General features: G+C 59.2%; 21 protein-coding genes and 2 pseudogenes. 5 read left to right on the forward strand and 18 right to left on the reverse strand.

The features are described 5' to 3' along the window. Positions 1 to 61 precede the first annotated feature (61 nt). Entirely contained in the window at positions 62 to 433 is a 372-nt protein-coding gene (locus FA94_RS16885; RefSeq protein ID WP_197070217.1) for a hypothetical protein, read from the forward strand. 11 nt (positions 434 to 444) lie between these two features. After that, the gene (locus tag FA94_RS16890; protein WP_156126658.1) at positions 445 to 1,278 is read left to right on the forward strand and encodes a hypothetical protein; all 834 of its coding nucleotides are present in this window, start codon (positions 445 to 447) and stop codon (positions 1,276 to 1,278) included. A gap of 499 nt (positions 1,279 to 1,777) precedes the next feature. On the opposite strand, the gene FA94_RS16895 is transcribed toward FA94_RS16890, so the two are convergent. From FA94_RS16895 to FA94_RS38055, 5 genes and pseudogenes are all read right to left on the reverse strand, one after another. Continuing rightward, positions 1,778 to 3,376, reverse strand: coding sequence for an AAA family ATPase (locus FA94_RS16895; RefSeq protein WP_197070218.1), 1,599 nt, complete (start codon positions 3,374 to 3,376; stop codon positions 1,778 to 1,780). Between the two features lie 99 nt (positions 3,377 to 3,475). Then, complete coding sequence (locus tag FA94_RS16900; RefSeq protein ID WP_231584979.1) at positions 3,476 to 4,276, reverse strand: tyrosine-type recombinase/integrase; 801 nt, start codon at positions 4,274 to 4,276, stop codon at positions 3,476 to 3,478. After that, positions 4,254 to 4,532, reverse strand: coding sequence for a hypothetical protein (locus FA94_RS38680; protein ID WP_156126659.1), 279 nt, complete (start codon positions 4,530 to 4,532; stop codon positions 4,254 to 4,256). Before FA94_RS38680 ends, FA94_RS16900 begins: the two co-directional genes overlap by 23 nt. A gap of 18 nt (positions 4,533 to 4,550) precedes the next feature. Then, a complete protein-coding gene (locus tag FA94_RS16905) occupies positions 4,551 to 4,994 on the reverse strand; it encodes an imm11 family protein (RefSeq protein ID WP_156126660.1) in 444 nt (147 codons plus the stop codon). 67 nt (positions 4,995 to 5,061) lie between these two features. Then, positions 5,062 to 5,247 (reverse strand): annotated as a pseudogene (locus tag FA94_RS38055) (transposase); the annotation flags it as partial. A gap of 308 nt (positions 5,248 to 5,555) precedes the next feature. On the opposite strand from FA94_RS38055, the gene FA94_RS16915 reads away from it, so the two are divergent. Next, complete coding sequence (locus tag FA94_RS16915) at positions 5,556 to 6,218, forward strand: response regulator transcription factor (RefSeq protein WP_051980628.1); 663 nt, start codon at positions 5,556 to 5,558, stop codon at positions 6,216 to 6,218. Positions 6,219 to 6,234: 16 nt separating this feature from the next. On the opposite strand, the gene FA94_RS16920 is transcribed toward FA94_RS16915, so the two are convergent. The 13 genes and pseudogenes from FA94_RS16920 to FA94_RS38685 form a co-directional block, all read right to left on the reverse strand. Further along, a complete protein-coding gene (locus FA94_RS16920; protein WP_231584980.1) occupies positions 6,235 to 8,103 on the reverse strand; it encodes a PAS domain-containing sensor histidine kinase in 1,869 nt (622 codons plus the stop codon). Positions 8,104 to 8,191: 88 nt separating this feature from the next. After that, positions 8,192 to 8,578, reverse strand: a complete 387-nt coding sequence (locus FA94_RS16925) for a response regulator transcription factor (RefSeq protein ID WP_035553189.1) — start codon at positions 8,576 to 8,578, stop codon at positions 8,192 to 8,194. A 208-nt stretch (positions 8,579 to 8,786) separates the two neighbouring features. Further along, positions 8,787 to 9,704 (reverse strand): ACP S-malonyltransferase, encoded by a 918-nt coding sequence (locus FA94_RS16930; protein ID WP_035553192.1) that lies wholly within the window; start codon positions 9,702 to 9,704, stop codon positions 8,787 to 8,789. A gap of 3 nt (positions 9,705 to 9,707) precedes the next feature. Further along, the gene (mdcB, locus tag FA94_RS16935) at positions 9,708 to 10,556 is read right to left on the reverse strand and encodes a triphosphoribosyl-dephospho-CoA synthase MdcB (RefSeq protein ID WP_035553194.1); all 849 of its coding nucleotides are present in this window, start codon (positions 10,554 to 10,556) and stop codon (positions 9,708 to 9,710) included. Beyond that, positions 10,553 to 11,197: a malonate decarboxylase holo-[acyl-carrier-protein] synthase gene (mdcG, locus tag FA94_RS16940; RefSeq protein ID WP_035553197.1), complete on the reverse strand. Its 645-nt coding sequence runs from the start codon at positions 11,195 to 11,197 to the stop codon at positions 10,553 to 10,555. Before mdcG ends, mdcB begins: the two co-directional genes overlap by 4 nt. Further along, positions 11,190 to 11,930, reverse strand: a complete 741-nt coding sequence (locus FA94_RS16945) for a biotin-independent malonate decarboxylase subunit gamma (RefSeq protein ID WP_035553200.1) — start codon at positions 11,928 to 11,930, stop codon at positions 11,190 to 11,192. Before FA94_RS16945 ends, mdcG begins: the two co-directional genes overlap by 8 nt. Beyond that, positions 11,917 to 12,870 carry a biotin-independent malonate decarboxylase subunit beta gene (locus tag FA94_RS16950; RefSeq protein ID WP_051981255.1) on the reverse strand — a complete coding sequence of 318 codons (954 nt, stop codon included), beginning with the start codon at positions 12,868 to 12,870 and terminating at the stop codon, positions 11,917 to 11,919. The genes FA94_RS16945 and FA94_RS16950 overlap by 14 nt, the downstream gene beginning before the upstream one ends. Before the next feature lie 63 nt (positions 12,871 to 12,933). Then, positions 12,934 to 13,167, reverse strand: a pseudogene (locus FA94_RS39480) (malonate decarboxylase acyl carrier protein); the annotation flags it as partial. A 10-nt stretch (positions 13,168 to 13,177) separates the two neighbouring features. Next, the gene (mdcA, locus tag FA94_RS16955) at positions 13,178 to 14,824 is read right to left on the reverse strand and encodes a malonate decarboxylase subunit alpha (RefSeq protein ID WP_035553203.1); all 1,647 of its coding nucleotides are present in this window, start codon (positions 14,822 to 14,824) and stop codon (positions 13,178 to 13,180) included. Positions 14,825 to 14,980: 156 nt separating this feature from the next. Beyond that, positions 14,981 to 15,787: an alpha/beta hydrolase gene (locus tag FA94_RS16960; RefSeq protein WP_035553205.1), complete on the reverse strand. Its 807-nt coding sequence runs from the start codon at positions 15,785 to 15,787 to the stop codon at positions 14,981 to 14,983. Between the two features lie 173 nt (positions 15,788 to 15,960). Next, on the reverse strand, positions 15,961 to 16,311 hold the full coding sequence (locus FA94_RS16965) for a DUF4148 domain-containing protein (protein WP_035553208.1): 351 nt from the start codon (positions 16,309 to 16,311) through the stop codon (positions 15,961 to 15,963). 454 nt (positions 16,312 to 16,765) lie between these two features. After that, positions 16,766 to 17,116 carry a DUF4148 domain-containing protein gene (locus FA94_RS16970; protein ID WP_035553211.1) on the reverse strand — a complete coding sequence of 117 codons (351 nt, stop codon included), beginning with the start codon at positions 17,114 to 17,116 and terminating at the stop codon, positions 16,766 to 16,768. Positions 17,117 to 17,564: 448 nt separating this feature from the next. After that, positions 17,565 to 18,014, reverse strand: a complete 450-nt coding sequence (locus tag FA94_RS38685; protein ID WP_156126661.1) for a hypothetical protein — start codon at positions 18,012 to 18,014, stop codon at positions 17,565 to 17,567. Between the two features lie 324 nt (positions 18,015 to 18,338). On the opposite strand from FA94_RS38685, the gene FA94_RS16980 reads away from it, so the two are divergent. Both FA94_RS16980 and FA94_RS16985 read left to right on the forward strand, forming a co-directional pair. Continuing rightward, complete coding sequence (locus FA94_RS16980) at positions 18,339 to 19,421, forward strand: sensor histidine kinase (RefSeq protein ID WP_051980630.1); 1,083 nt, start codon at positions 18,339 to 18,341, stop codon at positions 19,419 to 19,421. A gap of 5 nt (positions 19,422 to 19,426) precedes the next feature. After that, entirely contained in the window at positions 19,427 to 20,248 is an 822-nt protein-coding gene (locus tag FA94_RS16985) for a LytR/AlgR family response regulator transcription factor (RefSeq protein WP_035553219.1), read from the forward strand.

The raw sequence follows: 20,248 nt of genomic DNA on the forward strand, positions 1-20,248 counted from the left end.
TCACTCCGTTCTCCCGCTAGCTGCACAGCGGGCCAGTGTGTTCCACGTGGGTCAATATTCGATGCAAATCACCGTGTCAGGTGGGTCAGAATTCAGTGCAAATCAACATACCGTCGTCTTCGCGTCGCACCACGGCCGGGAATCCGGAAAAATCCCGGACTCTTGGCTCGAAAAATTGGATCCTCAGATCATTATCATCGGTGAGGCTCCGTCGCGTCATCTGCACTATTACACTGGCTACAAGACGATCACCCAGAACAGCGCTGGCGACGTAACGATGGAGTGCGTGGACGACAAAGTCCATTTTTATGTCTCGGATCCTGTCTACACCGTCGATCATTTGGCCGACGAAGGGAGGGGTGACATCTTCGGCAACTACATCGGAAGCATCACTGTTGAAACCGAGTACACGTTGCAAGTGAAAGCCGCATAGGGGCGATGGCGATGAACTGGAACCAAATCTTCGCAAAGATGCTTGACCAGTACGAACTGCGCGCGCGTCTCTTCCCTGGTTTGCTGTTACTTCTTCCGGCGATAACATACGTCGCGCTGCTATATGGCGCGAAGAGTCCGATCGCCGTAGGGCTTAGCAGTGTACTTGCGACGTGCGGCGGCCCCTACTTTCTGGCCAGCTTCGTTCGTACCCGGGGGGTGCGTGCGCAAGAGAGTTTATATCGACGATGGGGCGGACAGCCGTCGACGCTGCTGCTGAGGCATCGCGATATGCATTTGCCTCAGCAAACCAAGCTTCGCTACCACGATCTTATCGCTGTTCGGCTGGGAATCGTAATGCCTAGTCTGGTGGACGAAAAGCAGAATCCAGCGCAGGCAGACGAAGCGTATGCGGCTGCCGCAGATAAGTTGCGGCCGCTTACCAATGACCGCAAGCGCTTTCCATTTGTCTTTACGGAATTGGTCGCTTACGGATTTAACCGGAACGCCTACGGCTCGCGTTGGGTCGGGTTCTGTGTCGCCGTGGCGACGATGATCGCAACCATGCTGCATGGCGGCGTTCTACATTTGTATGCGCCTTTTCTGACGGATTCGAGCCTGGACCTTGCGCATATTCTGGTGCTCCTTGTATCGCTTGGCCTTTCGGCACTATGGTGTCTTCACTTCACTGCTGGCACTACGTGGTTTGCAGGTGTGTGCTACGCAAAACGGCTATGGGAGACGTTGGAAGAGTTGCCGACGAGGCCTGTTCGTACTCGCCCAAAGCGCAGGAGTCGCGAAGAGTCCACAGCAACCCCAGTCGACCTGAAGTCACCATACACCTGAAACTGTCTTTTTAGCTTCGCTTATGGTGCGCGGGGTTTCGAGGTACTGAATTGCCCCTTGAAGGACGATGCTCAGCGTACTGTCTTTTACGTGGTGGCCGAATTCCTCAAAGCCCTCCAAACCGACTGCAATGCGGAGGTTAGTCGAACGCCCAAACCACAGATAATTCTGCTCCCTGCGGCCGCCGGTTCGGTCGGGCGACAGCCCTGAACCGACTAAATCGGGAGGCAGGCCGGGAGGCAGACACGGTCGCGAACAACTGCTTTCGACTGCGAGCCACTGCAGCCTAGTTGCGCCAAGCCCTTGATTTTTAGTAGAATACGTATGCAGCGTTATGCCTTGATTCGCACTTTTAATCCGTTGGTCACAGGTTCGAATCCCGTACGGCCTACCAAAGATTTAAAGGGCTCAGCGCAAGCTGAGCCCTTTTTCTTTGCTCCGCAAAAGCGCACTTGCTCCGCAAAGCTGCGGGGGCCACGCTCCACTTGGACATCTGCCGTTACAGCTCGTCGATGAATTTCCCGAGATCCGTCCCGCGAAGAGCCTCCCAGTCCAACTCTTGCGCAATACGCCAATTGTCAGCTTTCGCCCACGCGTTCGATTTCGTCTTGAGCCTTTCATAAGGGCCGATCGCGCCAAATGACGGCCCTAAAGCGGCCTTAACAGCTACGTCATCAAAATAATTCTCGGTGGCCCTGCGTTCTGTCAGCAACACACGATAGCCCAAGCCAAGGCAAGTCGTTTCAAAGCCCGATCTTGCTGATGCTGCAGGCGCCCCCTCAGCGTCCCTTTCACTATCAACAATGGCCGAAATGTCACTTGCAACGCGCTTCAATTCCGCGAGCTCGTGCTCTACACCATCTCGAGCGAGCGAGTTTCCGCCTAACGGCAGAACCACAACCGTGTGCTCTTTCCCCGCCTTTCGCAGAAGCTGCTGCATCACCTTCACGTCAGTCGTTCCCTCCACAAGCAGTAGTTTTTCCGCACCCACTTCTCGGTAAGCAGAAAAGCTCAATTCGCCAAGCAACTCGACCAAGCTAACGGTCCTGTCATAAAGCTCAATTTTCGAGCTATCTCCCGCCCGAGATACTGTGTAGAGCCGTTCCGCCGCCGACCTCGCCAAACCGATTGAGTGAGTCGCGAAGACTACTCCATGCGATGCATACGAAGCCAAATTCGTCAAAAACTCAAGCTGCAAGCGAGGGTGCAAGTTGAGCTCGGGCTCATCAATAAACACGATTGTCGGCTTTCTGATAAGCGCGTTGCCAAACACAACAACCAGCTGCGCCAAGCCCGACCCCACCTCATTCAATTTGAATGGTCGGTTATCAATGTTCACCTGCAGAGTCTTATTCGCAACCGATGCAGTGATACTCAACCGCTCAAAACCCATGACTTTTCTTATGTTTTCAGTCACAGCATTAATCGAACGATTATGCGATTTATCAGATCCATTTTGCCAGTCATTCCACGCGTTGATAAACGTCTCTCCGACCGCCAAATCAAAATGATTACCAGCCCCGACAGTGATCGCGTTTCGAAATGGTCCGATATAGAGTGAACTCGAAAAAACTGCCAGCATCTCCTTGATTGCCGACATACTGTAGAAAAAATTTGTATTGGGGAGTTGAACGGTGGCACGGTCATCACCGCTCGTCACAAGGTTTTGACTAGTTCGCTGAAGGGGCGAGTCGCCTACGTAGTAGGCTAGCGACCATGCATAGGGATTGCGATTCTGCCCTTGCGCGCAGGCCAGTAGCACCTTTTTGATCGGCCTGCGGTTTCCCGGCAGCACATCTTCAATTTCTAGTATTTCAATTTCAATCGATAACGGACGGGCGTTACCATCAAAAAATACTTCAGACTGGTCTAGCACATGAACAAACTGCGCTGCAAACGCCTCATCAGCGCCGACAGAGTTATAGTTAGCGGCAGCCTGAAAAACATTCCTTAGCTCCTGAAACATTTTCAATAAAGCAGATTTCCCGGAGTTATTAACACCCAACAACCCTGTCATACCTCTCGAGATTACAAAACGTGCCGGATTAGAGTCGGAGAAACACCGATAATTCTTAACAACAAATTGGTACTTGTACATAGGACCCCGCCAGCAAGTATTTTCATTGTGCATTGCCTCACTCGACATCTTCGAGGCGTGTCAGCGCATTCTATCCCGAGCTATTCTTGGATGAATACATCACTTCGTAGGATCAACCTTGTCGCCCTTGCGCTCGCGCACATAGTGCTCCGTCATCTTCAACGATTTATGCCCTAACTGAAGCTGGGCAGCTCGAATATCACCGGACGACTCGGCCTTATCCGTGCCGGCTTTCGCACGCAGGTCGCGAAACTGAAACAAATCCTTCTGCACCCGTGCCGCAAGCCGCGCTCGATCAAAACGAAACCGAAGCGCATCACGCATCAGACGCTCTCCCAGTTCGTTCACCACAAGCGCGTCGCATCTTGCGCTGCAAGCCGCCTTGCGCGCCCGGATTCGGTCGATTACAACCGCCAGTTCGCCAGATACTGTAATGCGCAGCTTCTTGCCCCGCTTGCCCTGCTCGACCCAAAGCTCCCCACCTCGAATATCGCTCTCCGCGAACTTCAAAGTATCCGCTGGCCTTTGCCCAGTCAAGTACGCCAAGTCCATCGCATCTTTCGTCGGCTGATCCGCCGCTTCCCACATCTGGCGAAACAAATCGTCTTCAACATACACCGTTCGCCCCGACTCCCTGTTACGACGAACGCCCACACAAGGATTGACAGCGTCCGTAATGCCGTGCTCGCGCGCAAAGTTGAAGATATGCGAAAACAAGGCGACTTCGCGGTTAGCTCGAACATGACCTGGCTGAACGGGCACTGACCGCTTCCTCTCGACGTACCATTGCCGCGCCAACTCACTACGCCATGACAAGTACTGCCTTATGTGGACCGGTTTAATTTCAGCAAGCTGCGCAGGCGGATCATCGAAAAATTTATAGAGGTTCGACAGTTCCAATAAATTGTCCCGTTGTGTCCGCCGCGACTTGACCGGCAACAAGGTAGGTCGTGACCGACTGCTGATAGGAGTCCAAAGGACCACCGTTATGCGGACTCGTACCTAAGGTGCCGGCCAGAGTTGTCGATGCAAGCAGAAAGATCCGGTTACCCGAAGCCTGCACGTCATACAGACCGTTTTCAGTCAAGAACTCGATGACCGGGTTATCAGCGAAATCCTGAGGGATGATGTGATGATCCTGGAACGCAGCGGCCATGAAGGTCCCCGACAATTATCAAAACTTGGTGGTGTTTCCGAAATCCATGCCCTTTACTGCAGCATTTCTGAAAGCAAATTTAAATTTCTGATCACAGACGACAGACGGCGAGGAAAATTTCAAGCGGAAAATATGATACGAAACGTCGAGATCGTCGCGGAATTTAAGCGATGTTCCACCGAGAAAACTGTAATATTTTTGACCGTTCTCGAAATGCTTGATCTTCATTTTTGAGGCTGTCTCATTCACAGCGTCAAGCACTCGCACTACATCACATAACCAGTACAGAGGCGGTTCACTGCCGTCCGCCAATTCCACTTGGCTTTTAAGAAATTCAAACGCCTCCGGATCGAGGCTCTCGAACACAATCTTCGGCATAATTGAGCGAGGCAACGAGCCCCTTTGCTCACACACACTGAGTTGTCGAAACTGAACGACGGCATGCACGTCGGCCTTGTCCAAATACAAAATGGCTCATCAGTACATCGAAGTTTCGCATTGCACTGGCGGCAGATCTACCCCGCAGTGCGGGGTAAGCCATACCGATCGCCTCGGCCAGTCCTTTCAGACCGTCGACCGCCGCGATCAGGATGTCCTGGCAGCCACGGGGCCTGAGTTCATTGAACACCTTGAGCCAAAACTTCGCGGCCTCTGCATGTTCAATCCACAGGCCGAGCACGTTGCGCGAGCGGTCAGCCTGAATACCCAACACCAGCTCAAACTCAGCGTGATAAATCGAAGTTTGATCGTGTTCCTCGAACCACTCCTGCGGAGGTCATCATGTTTGCCGATGCACGCCTGAATCGTCTCACCCGGCGAGACCGGCTGTTACACTGACTACCGAACCAGTTCGTTGAGTCGTATCAACGCCACGAACAGAAATAACCCAGCGGCCGTGAAGCGATTGCCGCTTTTGGCGATCAAGAAAACACACGCCGATCGGTGGTCTGCTCGATATCCAGGTGTGGGCTGCCCGTGCCCAAAGGGCACTCTTATCGATCGGGCCTGCGCTATTATTTATCAATGCACATCCCTTCCCAGGAGCGTTACGTGGCAAGCGAATCCAGCACGGCATCGATGGTGTATGTCGTCGACGACGACGATTCCATGCGCTCGGCACTCAGTGCGTTGTTACGCTCGGTCGACCTGAATGTCGAAACCTTCGCGACAGCGCAAGAATTCGTGAATTGCACGAAGGCCAATGTCCCAAGCTGTCTTATCCTCGACGTCCGACTGCGCCATGAAAGCGGTCTCGCGCTACAGGAAGATATTGCCCGCGGCGGCCTTGGCATTCCAGTGTTGTTCATTACAGGGCACGGTGACATCGAAATGTCAGTGCGTGCGATGAAAGCTGGCGCACTTGATTTCTTGACGAAACCGTTTCGCGACCAGACGATGCTTGACGCCATCGCGAACGCGCTTGCCCGCGACGCCGAACGGCTAGCGGGAGATCAGACCAAAGCCTTGGTGCGTGGCTGTTACGCAACACTGACGCCGCGGGAAAAGGAAGTGATGGCGCACGTCGTCGCGGGTCTGATGAATAAGCAGATCGCTGCGGAACTGAATCTGAGCGAAATCACCGTTAAGATTCATCGCGGGCAGTTGATGAGGAAAATGGCTTCACGCTCCGTCGCGGATCTTGTACGCAAGGCCGAAGCCCTTGGCATAGAGCCCAACTACGGCTAACAGTCAACCGACACCGTCATGCGAACTTGGTTGATGTGGGCAAAATGAAGTGCAGTTCTGCGCCGCCCTCCTCGGGCGATTCTGCCCAGATTCGCCCGCCGTGACTCTCGATGATCGAACGGCAAATCGATAGACCCATACCCATACCGTCGCTTTTTGTCGTGAAGAAAGGGCTGAACAGTCGTGTCGAATCTGCTTCGGCGATGCCAGAGCCCGAATCTTTGACAATGGTCAAAACGTGGTCGTCATTGTGTCGATGTGTCGATATACGCATTTGCCGGACATTGCTCTCGTGCGCCGAGATTGCCTGCGCACCATTCATCAACAGGTTGATTAACACTTGTTGAATCTGCACACGATCGGCGCATATCGGCGGGGCCGTGCTATTGAGTTGGGACGTCAAGCCCACGCGATGATGCTGCAACTCGCGCCGCACCAGTTCGATCGATTCCTCAATTAATAAGTTGAGATCGACATTCTCTTGATTGGGGCCGCGTTTTTGCGCCATCGAGCGGATCTGGCGTACGATGTCGCTAGCGCGCCGGGCGTCTCGAATCATCTGATCAATCGATTGTACGACTTCTTCCATGTCTGGCTGCGTCCGGTTGAGCCAGCGCAACGCCGCATCCCCATGCGTAACGATCGCAGCAATTGGTTGTGTGACTTCATGCGCTATTGAAGACGCCATTTCGCCTAGCGTCGTCACGCGCGATATGTGTGCGAGTTCAGACATCGACTGCTCCAACGCTTCATTCGCGCGCCTTACTTCGGTGACATCGATCAGCGCGCCGATATACTCATGCGCGGCCTGATCTTCCGTATGCACTGCATGTGCCACGAGATGCACATACTTGACGCCACCATCGGGCATGCTTAATCGATACTCGACATCGATCTCCGCTTTGCCTGCATGTAATTGCTCGCTCACGCGGTGCACGATCGCGCGATCTTCCCGCAACGTGCGCGCCTCGATCAACTTGATGGAAGGGGCGGCGTCCAGCGGATAATCGAAAATCCTGTAAGCCTCTTCTGACCACGTCATGTCGCCGCTAGCCACACGCATCGCGATACTGCCGGTCTTACTCAGACGCTGCGCCTCCGCGAGCATGACTTCGCTGCGCTGCAGTTCCGCTTGCATGTGTTTCTTCGCGGTAATGTCATTGTTCGTCGCCAGCACCGCCCTTGGCATACCGGACGAATCGCGCCACAGGCGAAGACGGCTTGCCACGATTACCTGGGAACCGTCTTCGCGCGTGCGTTCAAGTTCGCCGTCCCACTGATCCGTATCGAGCAATTGCTGATTGATCTGGTCGAGCGGAACCGGCGATTTCGTCCGCGTCAATGCATGAATGCTGCGACCGACTGCTTCCTCGGGCGTCCATCCATACAGCGCGTGCGCGCCTTGATTCCAAAAGCTGATGACACCGTTCATGCCGTAGACAACGATCGCATCGTGTGTCATGTCGATAAGCTGCACATGCTCCAGCAGGCGCGCGGCGCTGGTCTGATTGCGTATGGCAAGAATCGAAGCAATGGCGATCGCTAGCAGACTGACCACGCAACGCGCGATGGCGGGCGTAGTGTAACTCGCATCGTGCGAAAAGAAGAAAGCGCCGAGCGTGAGGAGAACGGAAACCCACGTAGTCGCGATTGTCAAAAATCTATTTCCGGTCATCGCGACCAGCATGACGACTATCACGTAGAGCACCGCAATGGCAATATCCAGCGGCGTGAACGCATCGATTCCGAAAACGATTAGCGCGATCGTGGCTGCCAGCGTCGACAACACGCGAGGATCGGGAAGTCTCAGGCCGATGGCACGGTCGCGAACGGTCATGTTTTGGGACGCTTCGGAAGCAGGAAAAGACGGCACAGGTTGGGGCATCTTCGTCTCGCAAAATGGCAACGCGCCATTTTGATATAGATCGAAAAAATGCGGTGCGTTTAAATACAATACTTTTGTATTCGAAGCCTCAATGAATGAGATCTCCGCGCTTGTTCTTCAGTTTTGCCAGGCATTGCGCGACGACGGAACCATCGACCGGTTTGTTGAGAAAACAAATTGCACCGTGTGCCATGGCCGCCCGGTACGCCAGATCGGAACGAAAAGCCGAGATGAAGATGAAGGGTGGCGCATAGCCTTGATCGATAAGCTTACGCAGCAAATCGAGACCTGTCATGCCAGGCATCTGGACATCGGAAATCACACATGCCGTCTGCCCGACATCGTCCGACGCGAGAAAGGCTTCCGCCGAATGGAACAGATGCGCGTCCCAGCCCAGAGAACGCACAAGGCTGGACGTCGCAATGCGCACGGATTCATCATCGTCAATTATGGAAACGATCAGAGGATTTGACAAAATGAGTCTTCCTTGGACGGGGTAACGGGTAATGAGCGCCCTTTCATGAGGTTCATTGTAGGTAACGACGAGCCTACTTGTGAATCATCCATTGGTATTGGATTACGAGGCCGTTTGAGGTCTGGACGCGACCATTTCACCCTTTTTTCTTGATCTGGAACAGGAAACAGATTGTCAGGAACCCCTCGGGGAGAAGTCAGCGCTGAAGTCAGCTGCGAACCCAGGCTTTTGCACCTGCTATGGAGCGAAACTCATCCAGTGCCCGAACCCGGATCGAAGGAAAGGCCGCGTGAACCATCTCGGCCAGTGCGTTGCCGGGCCCGAGTTCAAGCATCGTGTCGACGCCCTGCTCGATCAGCGCGATCAGAACCGCGTTCCAATCGATGGTGCTGGCCAACTGCAACGCGAGGCCCTTGAGCGCCCGCCTGGGATCAAAGACGGCCTCCGCGTTGGCCGCACCCAGCAACCTGCGCGCGCTCGTGACACGCTGCGGTTGAAGCGCGGCGAGCGCCTGTTCGAAAGGCTCGACCGCGCCGCTCAACCGCAGGGTATGCGACGCGACATGCACCGGCAGCAGCCCGCTATGCGATGCCCCGGCCCGCCGCGCATCGTCACAGAAACGCATGACCTGCTCACGCGCCCCGCCGACGATAAACAGCTGCGCCGGATTGACGATCGCGATCGCGCAACCGGCTTGCGCCGTCATCGCCTGAACGATGTCATGGTCGAGTCCACGCACGAATCCCAGCGCATCGTCGGCACCGCTCTCCCGATCCATCAGCTCAGCGCGGCGCGCAGTCACACGCAGCGTATCCGCGACCGACCATACGCCGGCAATTCCCCACGCGGCCATTTCACCGACGCTGTAGCCCGCGACCAGCAGACTCGAAGGCAGCGCTGAATTCAGGCAGCGTTGCGCGACGAGTGCGCGCGTGACGTTGAGTAGTTGACTGGCACGATTGCGCTGAAGCATCCCGTCGTCGGCTTCGGAAATAAAGTGACGCGGATCACGGCCGAGCACGTCGGCCGCGGCGGCGAACACCGGCTCGGCCTCCGGCAAGCCGGCGAACAGATCGAACATGCCGCGGCTCTGCCTGCCCTGCCCCGAACATAAAAGTGCAAGCATGGCTTACCCCGCATGCCGAACGAACAGCGTCATGGCCAGCAGATCGGCGCATCCGCCGGGACTGAGCCTGCGCGCGACGAACGCGTGATGCATCGCAATCGCGGCAGCACGCCAATCCGGCGCGCCGACGCCGCCGCGCGCGAGAAACCCGGACGCCTGTGCACGCGCAAAAGACAGCGCGTCGGCGCCACCTCGATACAGGAGGTTCGTATCGTCGACCTGGGCGATCAGCGACATTAGCGCGTGAACGCGTGCGGCTTCGATGTCGCGTGGCCGCAGCGATTCACCTTGCAGCACGGCCGGCAATGCGCACGCATAGATAGACGGGAAACCGCTCGCCGCCTCTTTGCGCGCGCCCCCCACGTTGAAAAAACGGCTAACGCGCGCGCCGTGACTATCCACTGTGACCGGACCTTCGACAATGCCGTCGCCCCATTCCCGTGCGATCACGGCGCCGAGCGTGCCGCCCGGCTTGAACGCCGCGCGAAAACCGGCGGCGGCGCACAGCAGCCCCATGCCGAAGATCGCGCCGCGATGCGTGTTGACGCCCTCCGTGGCGGCCATCATCGCCCGTTCGGCCGCGAGACCGATGGCGCGCAATTCAGGCATGCGCGCGCCGTCCATCCCGGCCTGCCCGAGCTCGACGAAATACGGCTTCAGCGCGGCGGCGCTGCGGCACATCAACGCCGCATCCATGTCGTCATGGGCGCCATTGTCGATCTGACTGACCAGCCCGGGTTTCGGATAGGTCATCACTTCCAGTTGCAAACAGGCACTCGCGAGGTGACCGATGGCTGCGGCGACGGCATCGTCATCCTCGCGAACCGACGTGGTGACAGGTAACGTGCTCATCGATACACCTCATCGCGTTCGACCAGCCGGACCCCGTCGGTATGCTTGGCGAGTAGCATGCCGGCGTCGGAGCGCCACTCCATCCATTGCACGGCGCGCCCCGACGGACTCACCAGCTCGCCGTCGATACGCATGGGCGCGGATTTCGCCACACGTTCGATGCGACGGGTCAGCGCCGTCGCACGCGACGCGTCACCGACGCCCCACAATAGATCGAGGTCCGAGGTGGCGGTGACATAAGGGAGCCCGGTCAGGTATTGCCAGGCGAGGCTGCCAAAACATCGCACTTTGCTGTCGATTTCCAGGAGCGCGCCGATCGCGCCCAGCCACGCTGCCGGTGCCGTGCACGCGGCCGCCTTGAGCAGCGGTGCTGGCGCGTCGTCGACCAGCGCGTCGAGCGGCACGCGCAGCGAGACGCGGCCCTTGCCCCATGCGGGCGGCAACGGCAGGCCGAGCGGCGCCATCGTCGCTTCGTCGCTGCACACGGCGCGGCGGCTAATGACCGGCCGCCCCGCGTCGGCCCAGCCGGCCACGAGCGGCTCATCGAGCAGCGCGGGTTCTTTGGCGATGACTTCGCTCCATCGGGCCGGGTCCACCCAGACGAGGCGATGACGTTCGATCGGCAGCTTGAAATCAAGCATGACGGCGTACCTCGTCGCGCACCCGCTCGGCAATGCGCGCGGCCTTTCCACGTCCGCCTCGCGCGAGTCCGAGGCTCGCTCGTGGGTCGTCGTTCCGCGGCGTCGCCGTGCTGTCCAGTAACGCGACGAGTTGCCCCGCCAGCGGCTGCGTCGCGTCCCAGACCTGAGCGATGCCGCCCGTCTTCACGAGGTTGTCCAGGCCGGGCGCAAAGACCGGTGTCGTGCCGGCCTTTTCCTTGAGGACATCGAGAGGAAGTTTGGTGACGCGCGCCATGGACGGCAGGTCCATGACCTCGGGATGCGCGCCGGGCAACGCGACCAGCGTGCCGCACGCGAGCGCGGTGGCGATAAAGGCGCCCGCGGCGCTGCCGCCGTACAGCAGACCAATGGTGCGATGACCTGCCGACTCGGCCAGCAGCAGACACTTCGCCAGATGCGCCAGATATTCGCTGAGGCCCAACAGTTCGTCGCGGCGGCTCATCCGTTGGCTGCTGGAATCGATCAGCACCAGGATCGGCGCCGTATCGGCTGTGTCGGCCGCGTCCACGATGTCGAGCACCTGAGCGGCGAGTTCGATCGCTTCGTCGACGCCGAGCGGTGCACGGTTCGTGAAGCCCAGGACATGAAGCAACGGACCACCCTGGACGCGCGCGGTGCCGGCGAGCCGGTTGCCATTGAACTTGATTTCGCCCGGATCGACGAACAGTGAAGTAAGGATGTTATCGAGCGTCATCAGCATTCTCCCTGTGGGCATTCGCCTCGTCGAGAAAGGTGTCGGTTGTTAAACCCGGCACCGCTTGTGCATCGGCAAGACCCATGGCCTGCCAGATATCGCATGCGTCGTGACAATCGCCGAAGCGCTTCAGGCGCCGTGCCAGGCGAACATGTTCAGCGCGCAGCACGGACTGATCGAGGCATGCGGGCCGCGCAAGTGCCGCCGCCACGGCACGACGAAACGCGTGCGCGTCGTCGTCCGCGTAGGCATCGGCGCCGCCGATCAGGTAGCGGTGCTTGCCGCCCATCGTGCGCCAGACAAACGCGCGATCGCGCGAGTCGAATTCTTCGACGCCCTTGTTGGTTTCGATCACTTCGGGACCGGACACGCTGATGCGCCCCTGCTCCGAGATGATCAGCGTCGAACAGCAGCCGGCGATCAAACCGCCTCCGCCATAACAGCCGGCACGGCCGCCGATCAACCCGATCACCCGAACGCCGCCTTCGCGAGCCACGACCAGCGCGCGCATGATCTCGGCGATCGCCAGTTCCCCCGCGTTCGCCTCCTGCAGCCGCACACCGCCCGTGTCGAACGCGATCACGACGTCACGCTTCATGGCGTGCGCGACGCGCAGCAGGCCGGTCAGCTTCGCGCCGTGCACTTCGCCGAACGCGCCGCCCATGAAGCGCCCTTCCTGGGCCGCGACCAGCACGGGCCGGCCTTCAATCGACGCCGAACCGATCACGATACCGTCGTCGAACTGGGACGGTAAACCGAAGATGCCGAGATGCTGACTGCTCTCGCGCTCGGCGGGTCCGACAGATTCGTTGAGCGTGCCGGGATCGACCAGCGCCTGAAGGCGCTGCCGCGCGCCGGACTCGAACCATCCGGTGGATCGCGGCGTATAAGCGGTGTAAGCGGTGTCGGCGGTGTCCGCGACGGCGGCCGGCTCTTCCATCAGACGCACGCCTTGCGCCAGCCGCAGCGAGACCGTATCGGGCCGGGCGCCACCGTCGTTGATCGAGATGCGCAGGCCGCCGGCCGCGCGACGCGCCACGAAGTCGTCGATCACGGCTTGCCATAGGGGCCGGAAACCGTGCGCGGCGGTGCTGACGTTAATCGTGCAACGATCCGCCGGGCCTTCACGTTCCAGCAGGACTTCGAGATTGCCCGACGCCACCACGCCGACCAGCGCCGTGGCGCGTTTACCTCGTGCGGCGCGCGGTGTCGCCAGTTCGAAATTAAGCGATTCCATGGTGTCCCTCTTACCAGTTGCGGAAACGGCTGGGCGGTTGATACAGACCACCGGAAGCGCGCATCAGATCCTTGATCGAGCGCGCCGCCAGCAGGCTGCGGTCGGCATCCAGCGGATCGATGTCCAAGTCTTCAGGGCGTTGAATCACGCCGCGCTCGCGCAGCTGATTGACCATCTTCCGGTCGCGCTGACGGCCCACCTCGGTAAATCCCGCCACGCCGCGAATGGCCTGCTCGCGCTCGTCTTTAGTACGGCACAGCAGCAGATTGGCGATGCCTTCCTCGGTCACGATATGGGTCGTGTCGTCGCCATAAACCATCACGGGTGCGAGATCGAGATCCAGCTTCTCAGCCAGTTCGAGCGCGGCAAGACGTTCGACGAACAGCGGCGCATTCGCCTCGCCGAAGGTTTCTCCGATCTGCACCACCAGCTTGCGCCCGCGGCGCAGCGGACCGGCTACATCGGGCTGTGCTTCCATGCCCGCGCGCAACCACGGCGCGCTCGGATGGCGACGGCCCCGGGCGTCCGAACCCATGTTCGGCGCACCGCCAAAACCGGCGACGCGGCACGCGGTTACCGTCGAGCTGTGCCCTTCCAGATCGATCTGCAGCGTCGAGCCGATGAACATGTCGCAGGCATAGAGCCCCGCCGTTTGCGAGATCGCCCGATTCGACCGCAATGAGCCGTCTGCGCCCGTAAAGAAGACGTCGGACCGCGCGGCGAGATAGTCTTCCATGCCGACTTCCGAGCCGAAGCAATGCACGCGTTCCACCCAACCGGCTTCGATCGCAGGAATCAACGTGGGGTGCGGGTTCAGCGCCCAGTGCGTGCAAATCTTGCCGCGCAGGCCCAGCTTCTCGCCGTAGGTCGGCAGCAGCAGTTCGATGGCCGCGGTGTTGAAGCCGATGCCATGGTTCAGCCTGCGCACGCCGTAGGGCATGTAGAGCCCTTTAATGGCCAGCATGGCCGTGAGAACCTGCGTTTCGGTGATGGCCGCCGGGTCGCGGGTAAACAGTGGCTCGACGTAGAACGGCTTGTTCGCATTGACGAAAAAGTGCACCTGGTCGCCGGGAATATCGACACGCGGCACCTTGTCGACGATCTCGCCGACCTGCGCAATGACGATGCCGTTACCGAAGCTGGTCGCCTCGACGACGGTCGGCGTGTCTTCCGTGTTGGGTCCGGTATAGAGATTGCCATCGCGATCCGCGCTGACTGCCGCGATCAACGCGACCTGAGGCGTCAGGTCCACGAAATAACGTGCGAACAGTTCCAGGTAGGTGTGGATGGCGCCCAGTTGAATCTTGCCGCTAAACAGCATGCGAGCCATGCGCGCGGCCTGTGGGCCCGAGTACGAAAAATCGAGCTTCTTCGCGATGCCCTTCTCGAACAGGTCGAGATGCTCAGGCAGGACTACGCCGGACTGAACCATGTGCAGGTCGTGCAGGATCTGCGGATCGGCGTCGGCCAGCGCGCGCGCCAGCACATCGGCCTGCTTCTGATTGTTACCTTCCAGGCAGACGCGATCGCCCGGCTGAATCACGACGCTCAGGAATTCGGCCAGCCGATTTGCATCGACTGCCTTGCCCTGCGCGAACGGAGCACCGGCTGCAATGCGCCGCCGACGCTCTTCGCTTTGTTGGTTCCAATGCTTCATTCTGGCTGCCCTCGTTGGTCTGCCCGGAACGCGCCGCCCGCCTCATGGCAGCGGCCACGTTCCTGTGCGCCGCCCGGATGCATGGCCTCCGGTCATGGGCAGCGAGATCGACACGCCATTCGATACGGCGGCTTATCCGGCTGCCCGTTCGGCGCCTTACTGCTGGGCGTGCTTCGCTGCGTCTTCGATCACCGCGGCCACTTCCTTCGGACGCGATTCGTAGACCGAGTGGCTCGCACCCGCCAGCACCGTGGTGTGGCTATGCGCGCGTTGGTAGTAGAAACGCTCCAGGTCCGGGTTGATGATCTTGTCGTCGGCCGCGACGATGCCCCAGCTCGGCTTGTTGGTCCAGGCGGCGACCGTCATCGGCTGCGAGAAGACCTTGGCGGCCGTCAGGATCTGCGATTGCGCTTCGAATTGAGCTTGTTTCAGCGGCAGGTCGGCGGCGAAATCCTTCGGAAAATCGGCCGGATTCAGGTACGTGTAGCCGTCGTCTGTCTTCTTGATGGCGCCCGGCTGCTTCGACGTATAGCTCGGGTATTGCTTGCCCAGATCCGATTCGTCTTCGCCGACCGCCGGCGCATGAGCGGCGACGTACACCAGGCCGGTCACCTTCGGATCGACGCCGGCCTCGGTGATGATCGAGCCGCCGTAGCTGTGCGCCACGAGAATGGTCGGGCCGTCCTGCAGGTCGATGACGCGTTTGGTCGCGGCGACGTCGTCGTCGAGCGAGGTCAGCGGTTCCTGCACCATCGTGACGTGGTAGCCGTCTTTGGTGAGAATGTCATAGACCGGCTTCCAACCCGAGCCATCCACCCACGCGCCATGCACGAGGACGATGTTTTTGATCGGCGCGGCGGCCGGTTTGGCATCTTGCGCCATAGCGGCCGAGGAGGCGAACAGGCAGGCGGACAGGGACAGGACCGATGCGGCGAAAGGCAAAATCTTCACGGTGAACTCCATTGATAAGGATTGGTCGTTTGAAAAAGTAGCTGACTTGATTCGTCACCACACATCGCCTCGCGACGCGCCGGTCTATCAAGCCACCTACTTCTGTGTTCGGGTTATCGCGCTGGCGATCCCGCGCATGACGTCAGCGCATGACACCGGTGCGTGGGATCGGCGCAATGCATCGCCTAGCTACCGAAAAACACGTTGCAGAAGCTGACCGGGCCGACGCAATTCGAATGCATCGAGGTATGGGTCATCGATCCCGAAGCCGAGCTGCCGTTCTGCGCAACGCCGCCGACTGCCTGCATGGCCAGTTGTCCATCGTTTTGCGACGCGATCTTTGCTTCGGCTGCCTGAATATCGGCCGGGTAGTCGAGGTCGTTACCACGCGACGGGATGTAGCCGGCCTGTTCGACACGAACCAGATCGGCGCGCACTTCCGCACGGGTAAGCGGCGCATTCGACTGAGCGAAGCTGAGAACCGGTGCGCCAAGGGTAGCAACGGCGAGAGCGATGGAAACGATAACGTTCTTCATGATGGAAACACCTCGGTTAAAGTGATGAATAAAGTGATAGTGACTTGGTTAGAAAGCAATTCGATGGTCATATAACAAGCTACATTGACGAATGAACGTCTTTCCGCGAGGCTCTTCTAAACCCTTTTCCTCACGTACAGCGCCTGCTTTAATATCGACGTCTTGAGAAACTTATCAAGTTGCGTCTCCAGCGAATGACTCAAGCTTATCGCTGCTTCGTCAGCGTCGTAATCCCTACGCTCGTTTGCACAGATCAAATTCAAAGGTGTTGTTCTAATACTTTGGTATGGGCATCAGCAAGACGCGCGAGATCCGGCAAAGGCTCCAATGCCGTATGGCGCGCCTTGCACATGGCACGCGAAACGCTCGTCGATCAAGCCGCCTACCTCTGCGAATCGAGCTGGACGGGATCCTGCGCATCGGCGTACCGTGCTCAGAATCCGACATGCGTCACTTAGCTGCCGAAGTAAAGGTTGCAGAAGCTGACCGGACCAACGCAGTTCGAGTACATCGCCATATGCACCGGCGCACCCGATGCTGAAGTACCGTTCTGTGCGACACCGCCAAAGGCCTGCGTGCTGAGCGGCTGATCGTTCTGTGCAGCGATCTTGGCTTCCGCGGCCTGGATGTCCGCCGGGTAATCGACGTCGTCGCCGCGTGCCGGGTTGTAACCTGCGTGTTCGACACGAACCAGATCGGCCCGCACTTCCGCACGTGTCAGCGGAGCGTTTGACTGCGCGAAACTGAGAACCGGAGCGCCAAGGGTGGCAACGGCGAGAGCGATACCAACAAGAATCTTCGACATGATCAAAACTCCATAAGTGAATTAAAGTTTCCGGGCTGCACGAGCGGCTAGCGAAACCGGATAAATACCAATCTGCACATCACTACGACTACGTTTTTTTCAAGCACCGTTTTATTTCCACCGGATTACTAACTAAATTACATTCCGGTGTCGCGACTGGATGTGAGATCAATCTTGTTACTCTCTGATCCGGCAGCGACTCAATGCCTCGGCTTCTGTCTACATGAAGGTGAACACGGGACTTCAGTGTTTATTCCGGACTTCGTTGGAATCGATCGGCATGTGTTGTTCGTATCCCGGCACCGTCTGACTGATCGGGATCGGACATCAATTTCTTGCGACCGGCAGATATTCGCTCTGCCGGGCCCGCGCCTCCAGCGATTTCCGACCAATCGACCCTACGCGTCGTGAAATGCATCAGACCGATCGCGAAACGCGCGGAGCCGTGCTACCCGGGCACGCGATCCGCAGCGCGTCCCGGCGCGACCGCTTTCGGACTTGCATCGTGGATCTCGACGCGGGGTCGAATCTGCTTCATGACAAGCCCGCAATCGGCGTGCACGCGCGATGCGAAGTCGTCAGGATCGTTCCACCGCAGGTTCAAATACTCGATGATCAGATCCTCTTCATTCGACCACCCCAGATTCCACGTGCCGTCGAATCCCGAAGGCAACGAAGCGGAGCGACGCAATGCAGACTTATAGGTCTGCACCGTCAGCTCGCTCGTCCCGCAGAAAGTGCTGGCAAAGCGCGCGAGCCCCGCAGTTCGCAGAACGTCCGCTTCAGACGTGGACGGGCTTTGCGAAAAAGCCTGCTGTCCCGCCAGGGCCAGAAAAAGAGAGCACGCTGCTACCAGGTATGCTGCCCGCAGCGGACGATGGTCATGGAAGATCCGCATGAAGAGCCCTTTCGCAAGTGAATTGGAAGCTGCCCGGTATGGCGCGCTTGAGGTCCGCGCACAGGGTAAGTCACCGGACTTGCGCTGCAATCCGCCAAAAGACGAGCGTCGGCTCGGTCGAAAGTAGGAGAGGAACAGGTGGCGCCGGACGAACCTATGGACGCGCTACCGTTCCGGCTGACACCGTTCGCGCCTTCTCAGCGTCGATTCACGAAGATCGCGGTCGTTTTGTCGCAACGCAATGGCGACCGGTCGCGCCCACGGCGAAGATCACGGTATAGCAGCCCACCTCGCCCACGCTCCAGAGTCCAACCGATGCCGCCCATGCCCTCCCTCCACCTGCTCGCCCGACGACTGTGGCGCCCTCTCAGGGTCACTGTGGTCACGACCCTCGCTTGCGCGCTGCTTTACAGCACGATCTATCGCGAGTCGTTCGCCAGGGATCTCGTCTATGCGCTGGCCGTGGCTGGCCTCACGCAGACGCTGATCGCCGCCGGTCGGCACGGCCTCGCCTTCTGGTTGCGTCAGCGCTATCCCGACAATCTTGACGCCCAGCGGAACTGGCCCGGCTGGGGTCTGATGGTGCCTTGGGTGATCGTCTCGGTAGTGATCGGCTATCTTGCGGGTGTCGCGCTCGTCGACCTGCTGACCCAGAGACCGCACGCACCGATCGTCATCGAACCCAATCTGCGCATGCTGCTTCTGAGCGTCGCTGGCGCGGTGGTGCCCGCGATCTGCATCACCTATTTCTTCTATGCGCGCGGCAAGATGGCGTCGATGGAAACGCGCACGCAGGCGGCGCTGCGCAGCGCCGCTGAAAACCAGCTCAAGCTGTTGGAAGCGCAACTCGAGCCGCATATGCTGTTCAATACGCTCGCGAATCTGCGCGTGTTGATCGGCAGCGACCCGCTGCGCGCACAAGGTATGCTCGATCACCTGATCGCCTATCTGCGCGCCACACTGGCGGCGTCGCGTACCGGTTCGCATCCGCTCGCCTCGGAATTCGAACGCCTCTCGGACTACCTCCAACTGATGCAGATCCGCATGGGCAGCCGTCTGCGCATTCACCTGGACCTGCCCGCGAGTCTCGCCGATGTGCCGTTGCCGCCGCTGCTGCTGCAACCTCTGGTCGAAAACGCGATCAAGCATGGGCTCGAGCCGAAAGTGCGCGGCGGCCATGTCCATGTTGCCGCGAAGCGCGGACCCGGCACGTTGATGCTGAGCGTGCGCGACACGGGCGTCGGCCTCGACGCGCGTCCCGAACATGGCGCGCGCTTCGGCTTGCAGCAGATCCGCGAACGGCTCGCGACGCTGTATGGCACGGCGGCCCACCTCGACCTGTCGCCCGCTCCCGACGACGAGGGCGGCACGCTCGCCACCGTCACCTTGCCTTATTCCCGGACATAAGCGCCATGAAAATCACTGCCTTGATTGCCGAAGACGAGCCGTTGCTGGCGGCCAACCTGCAAGCCGAGTTACTGAAGCTGTGGCCTGAACTGCACATTATCGCGAGCGTCGGCGACGGCGAAAGCGCGGTCGAATGTGCACTGAGCGTGCGGCCCGACGTGATGTTCCTCGACATCCGGATGCCGGGCATGACGGGCCTTGAATGCGCGCAGGCGCTCGCGGAAGACTGGCCTGCCAACGGCAAGCATTTCCCGTTGATGGTGTTCGTAACCGCTTACGACGAGTACGCCGTTCAGGCCTTCGAACGCGCCGCTTTCGACTACGTTCTGAAGCCCGTGGAGCCCGCTCGGCTGGCGAAGACCTGCGCGCGGATCAAGGCGCGGCTCGCGGACGGCGACACGTTGCCACCGGACGAAGCGTCGCTAGGCAAGGTAGTGGATCAGATGCGCGAACTGCTGACCGGAGGAAGCCCCGAAGCGCGGACCTCGCCTGCTGTCAGCGCGCCGTTGCGTGTCATTCAGGCGAGCGCCGGCAACACGATCACGATGGTTCCGATCGACGAGGTCTGTTACTTCGAAGCCGCCGACAAATACGTTCGCGTGGTGACGGCGAATCGCGAGCATCTGATCCGGATGTCGCTGCGCGAGCTGCTGCGGCAGCTCGATTCGCAACGCTTCTGGCAAATTCATCGCGGCACGATTGTGCGATGCGAGGCAATCGATACCGCCGAGCGCGACGAAGCGGGCAAGCTGACGCTGACGTTGCGTGGCAATCCGGCGCGCCTGGTCGTGAGCCGGGTGTACACCGATCTGTTCAGGGGAATGTGA

This window comes from Burkholderia sp. 9120 (assembly GCF_000745015.1).
Lineage (GTDB): Bacteria > Pseudomonadota > Gammaproteobacteria > Burkholderiales > Burkholderiaceae > Paraburkholderia.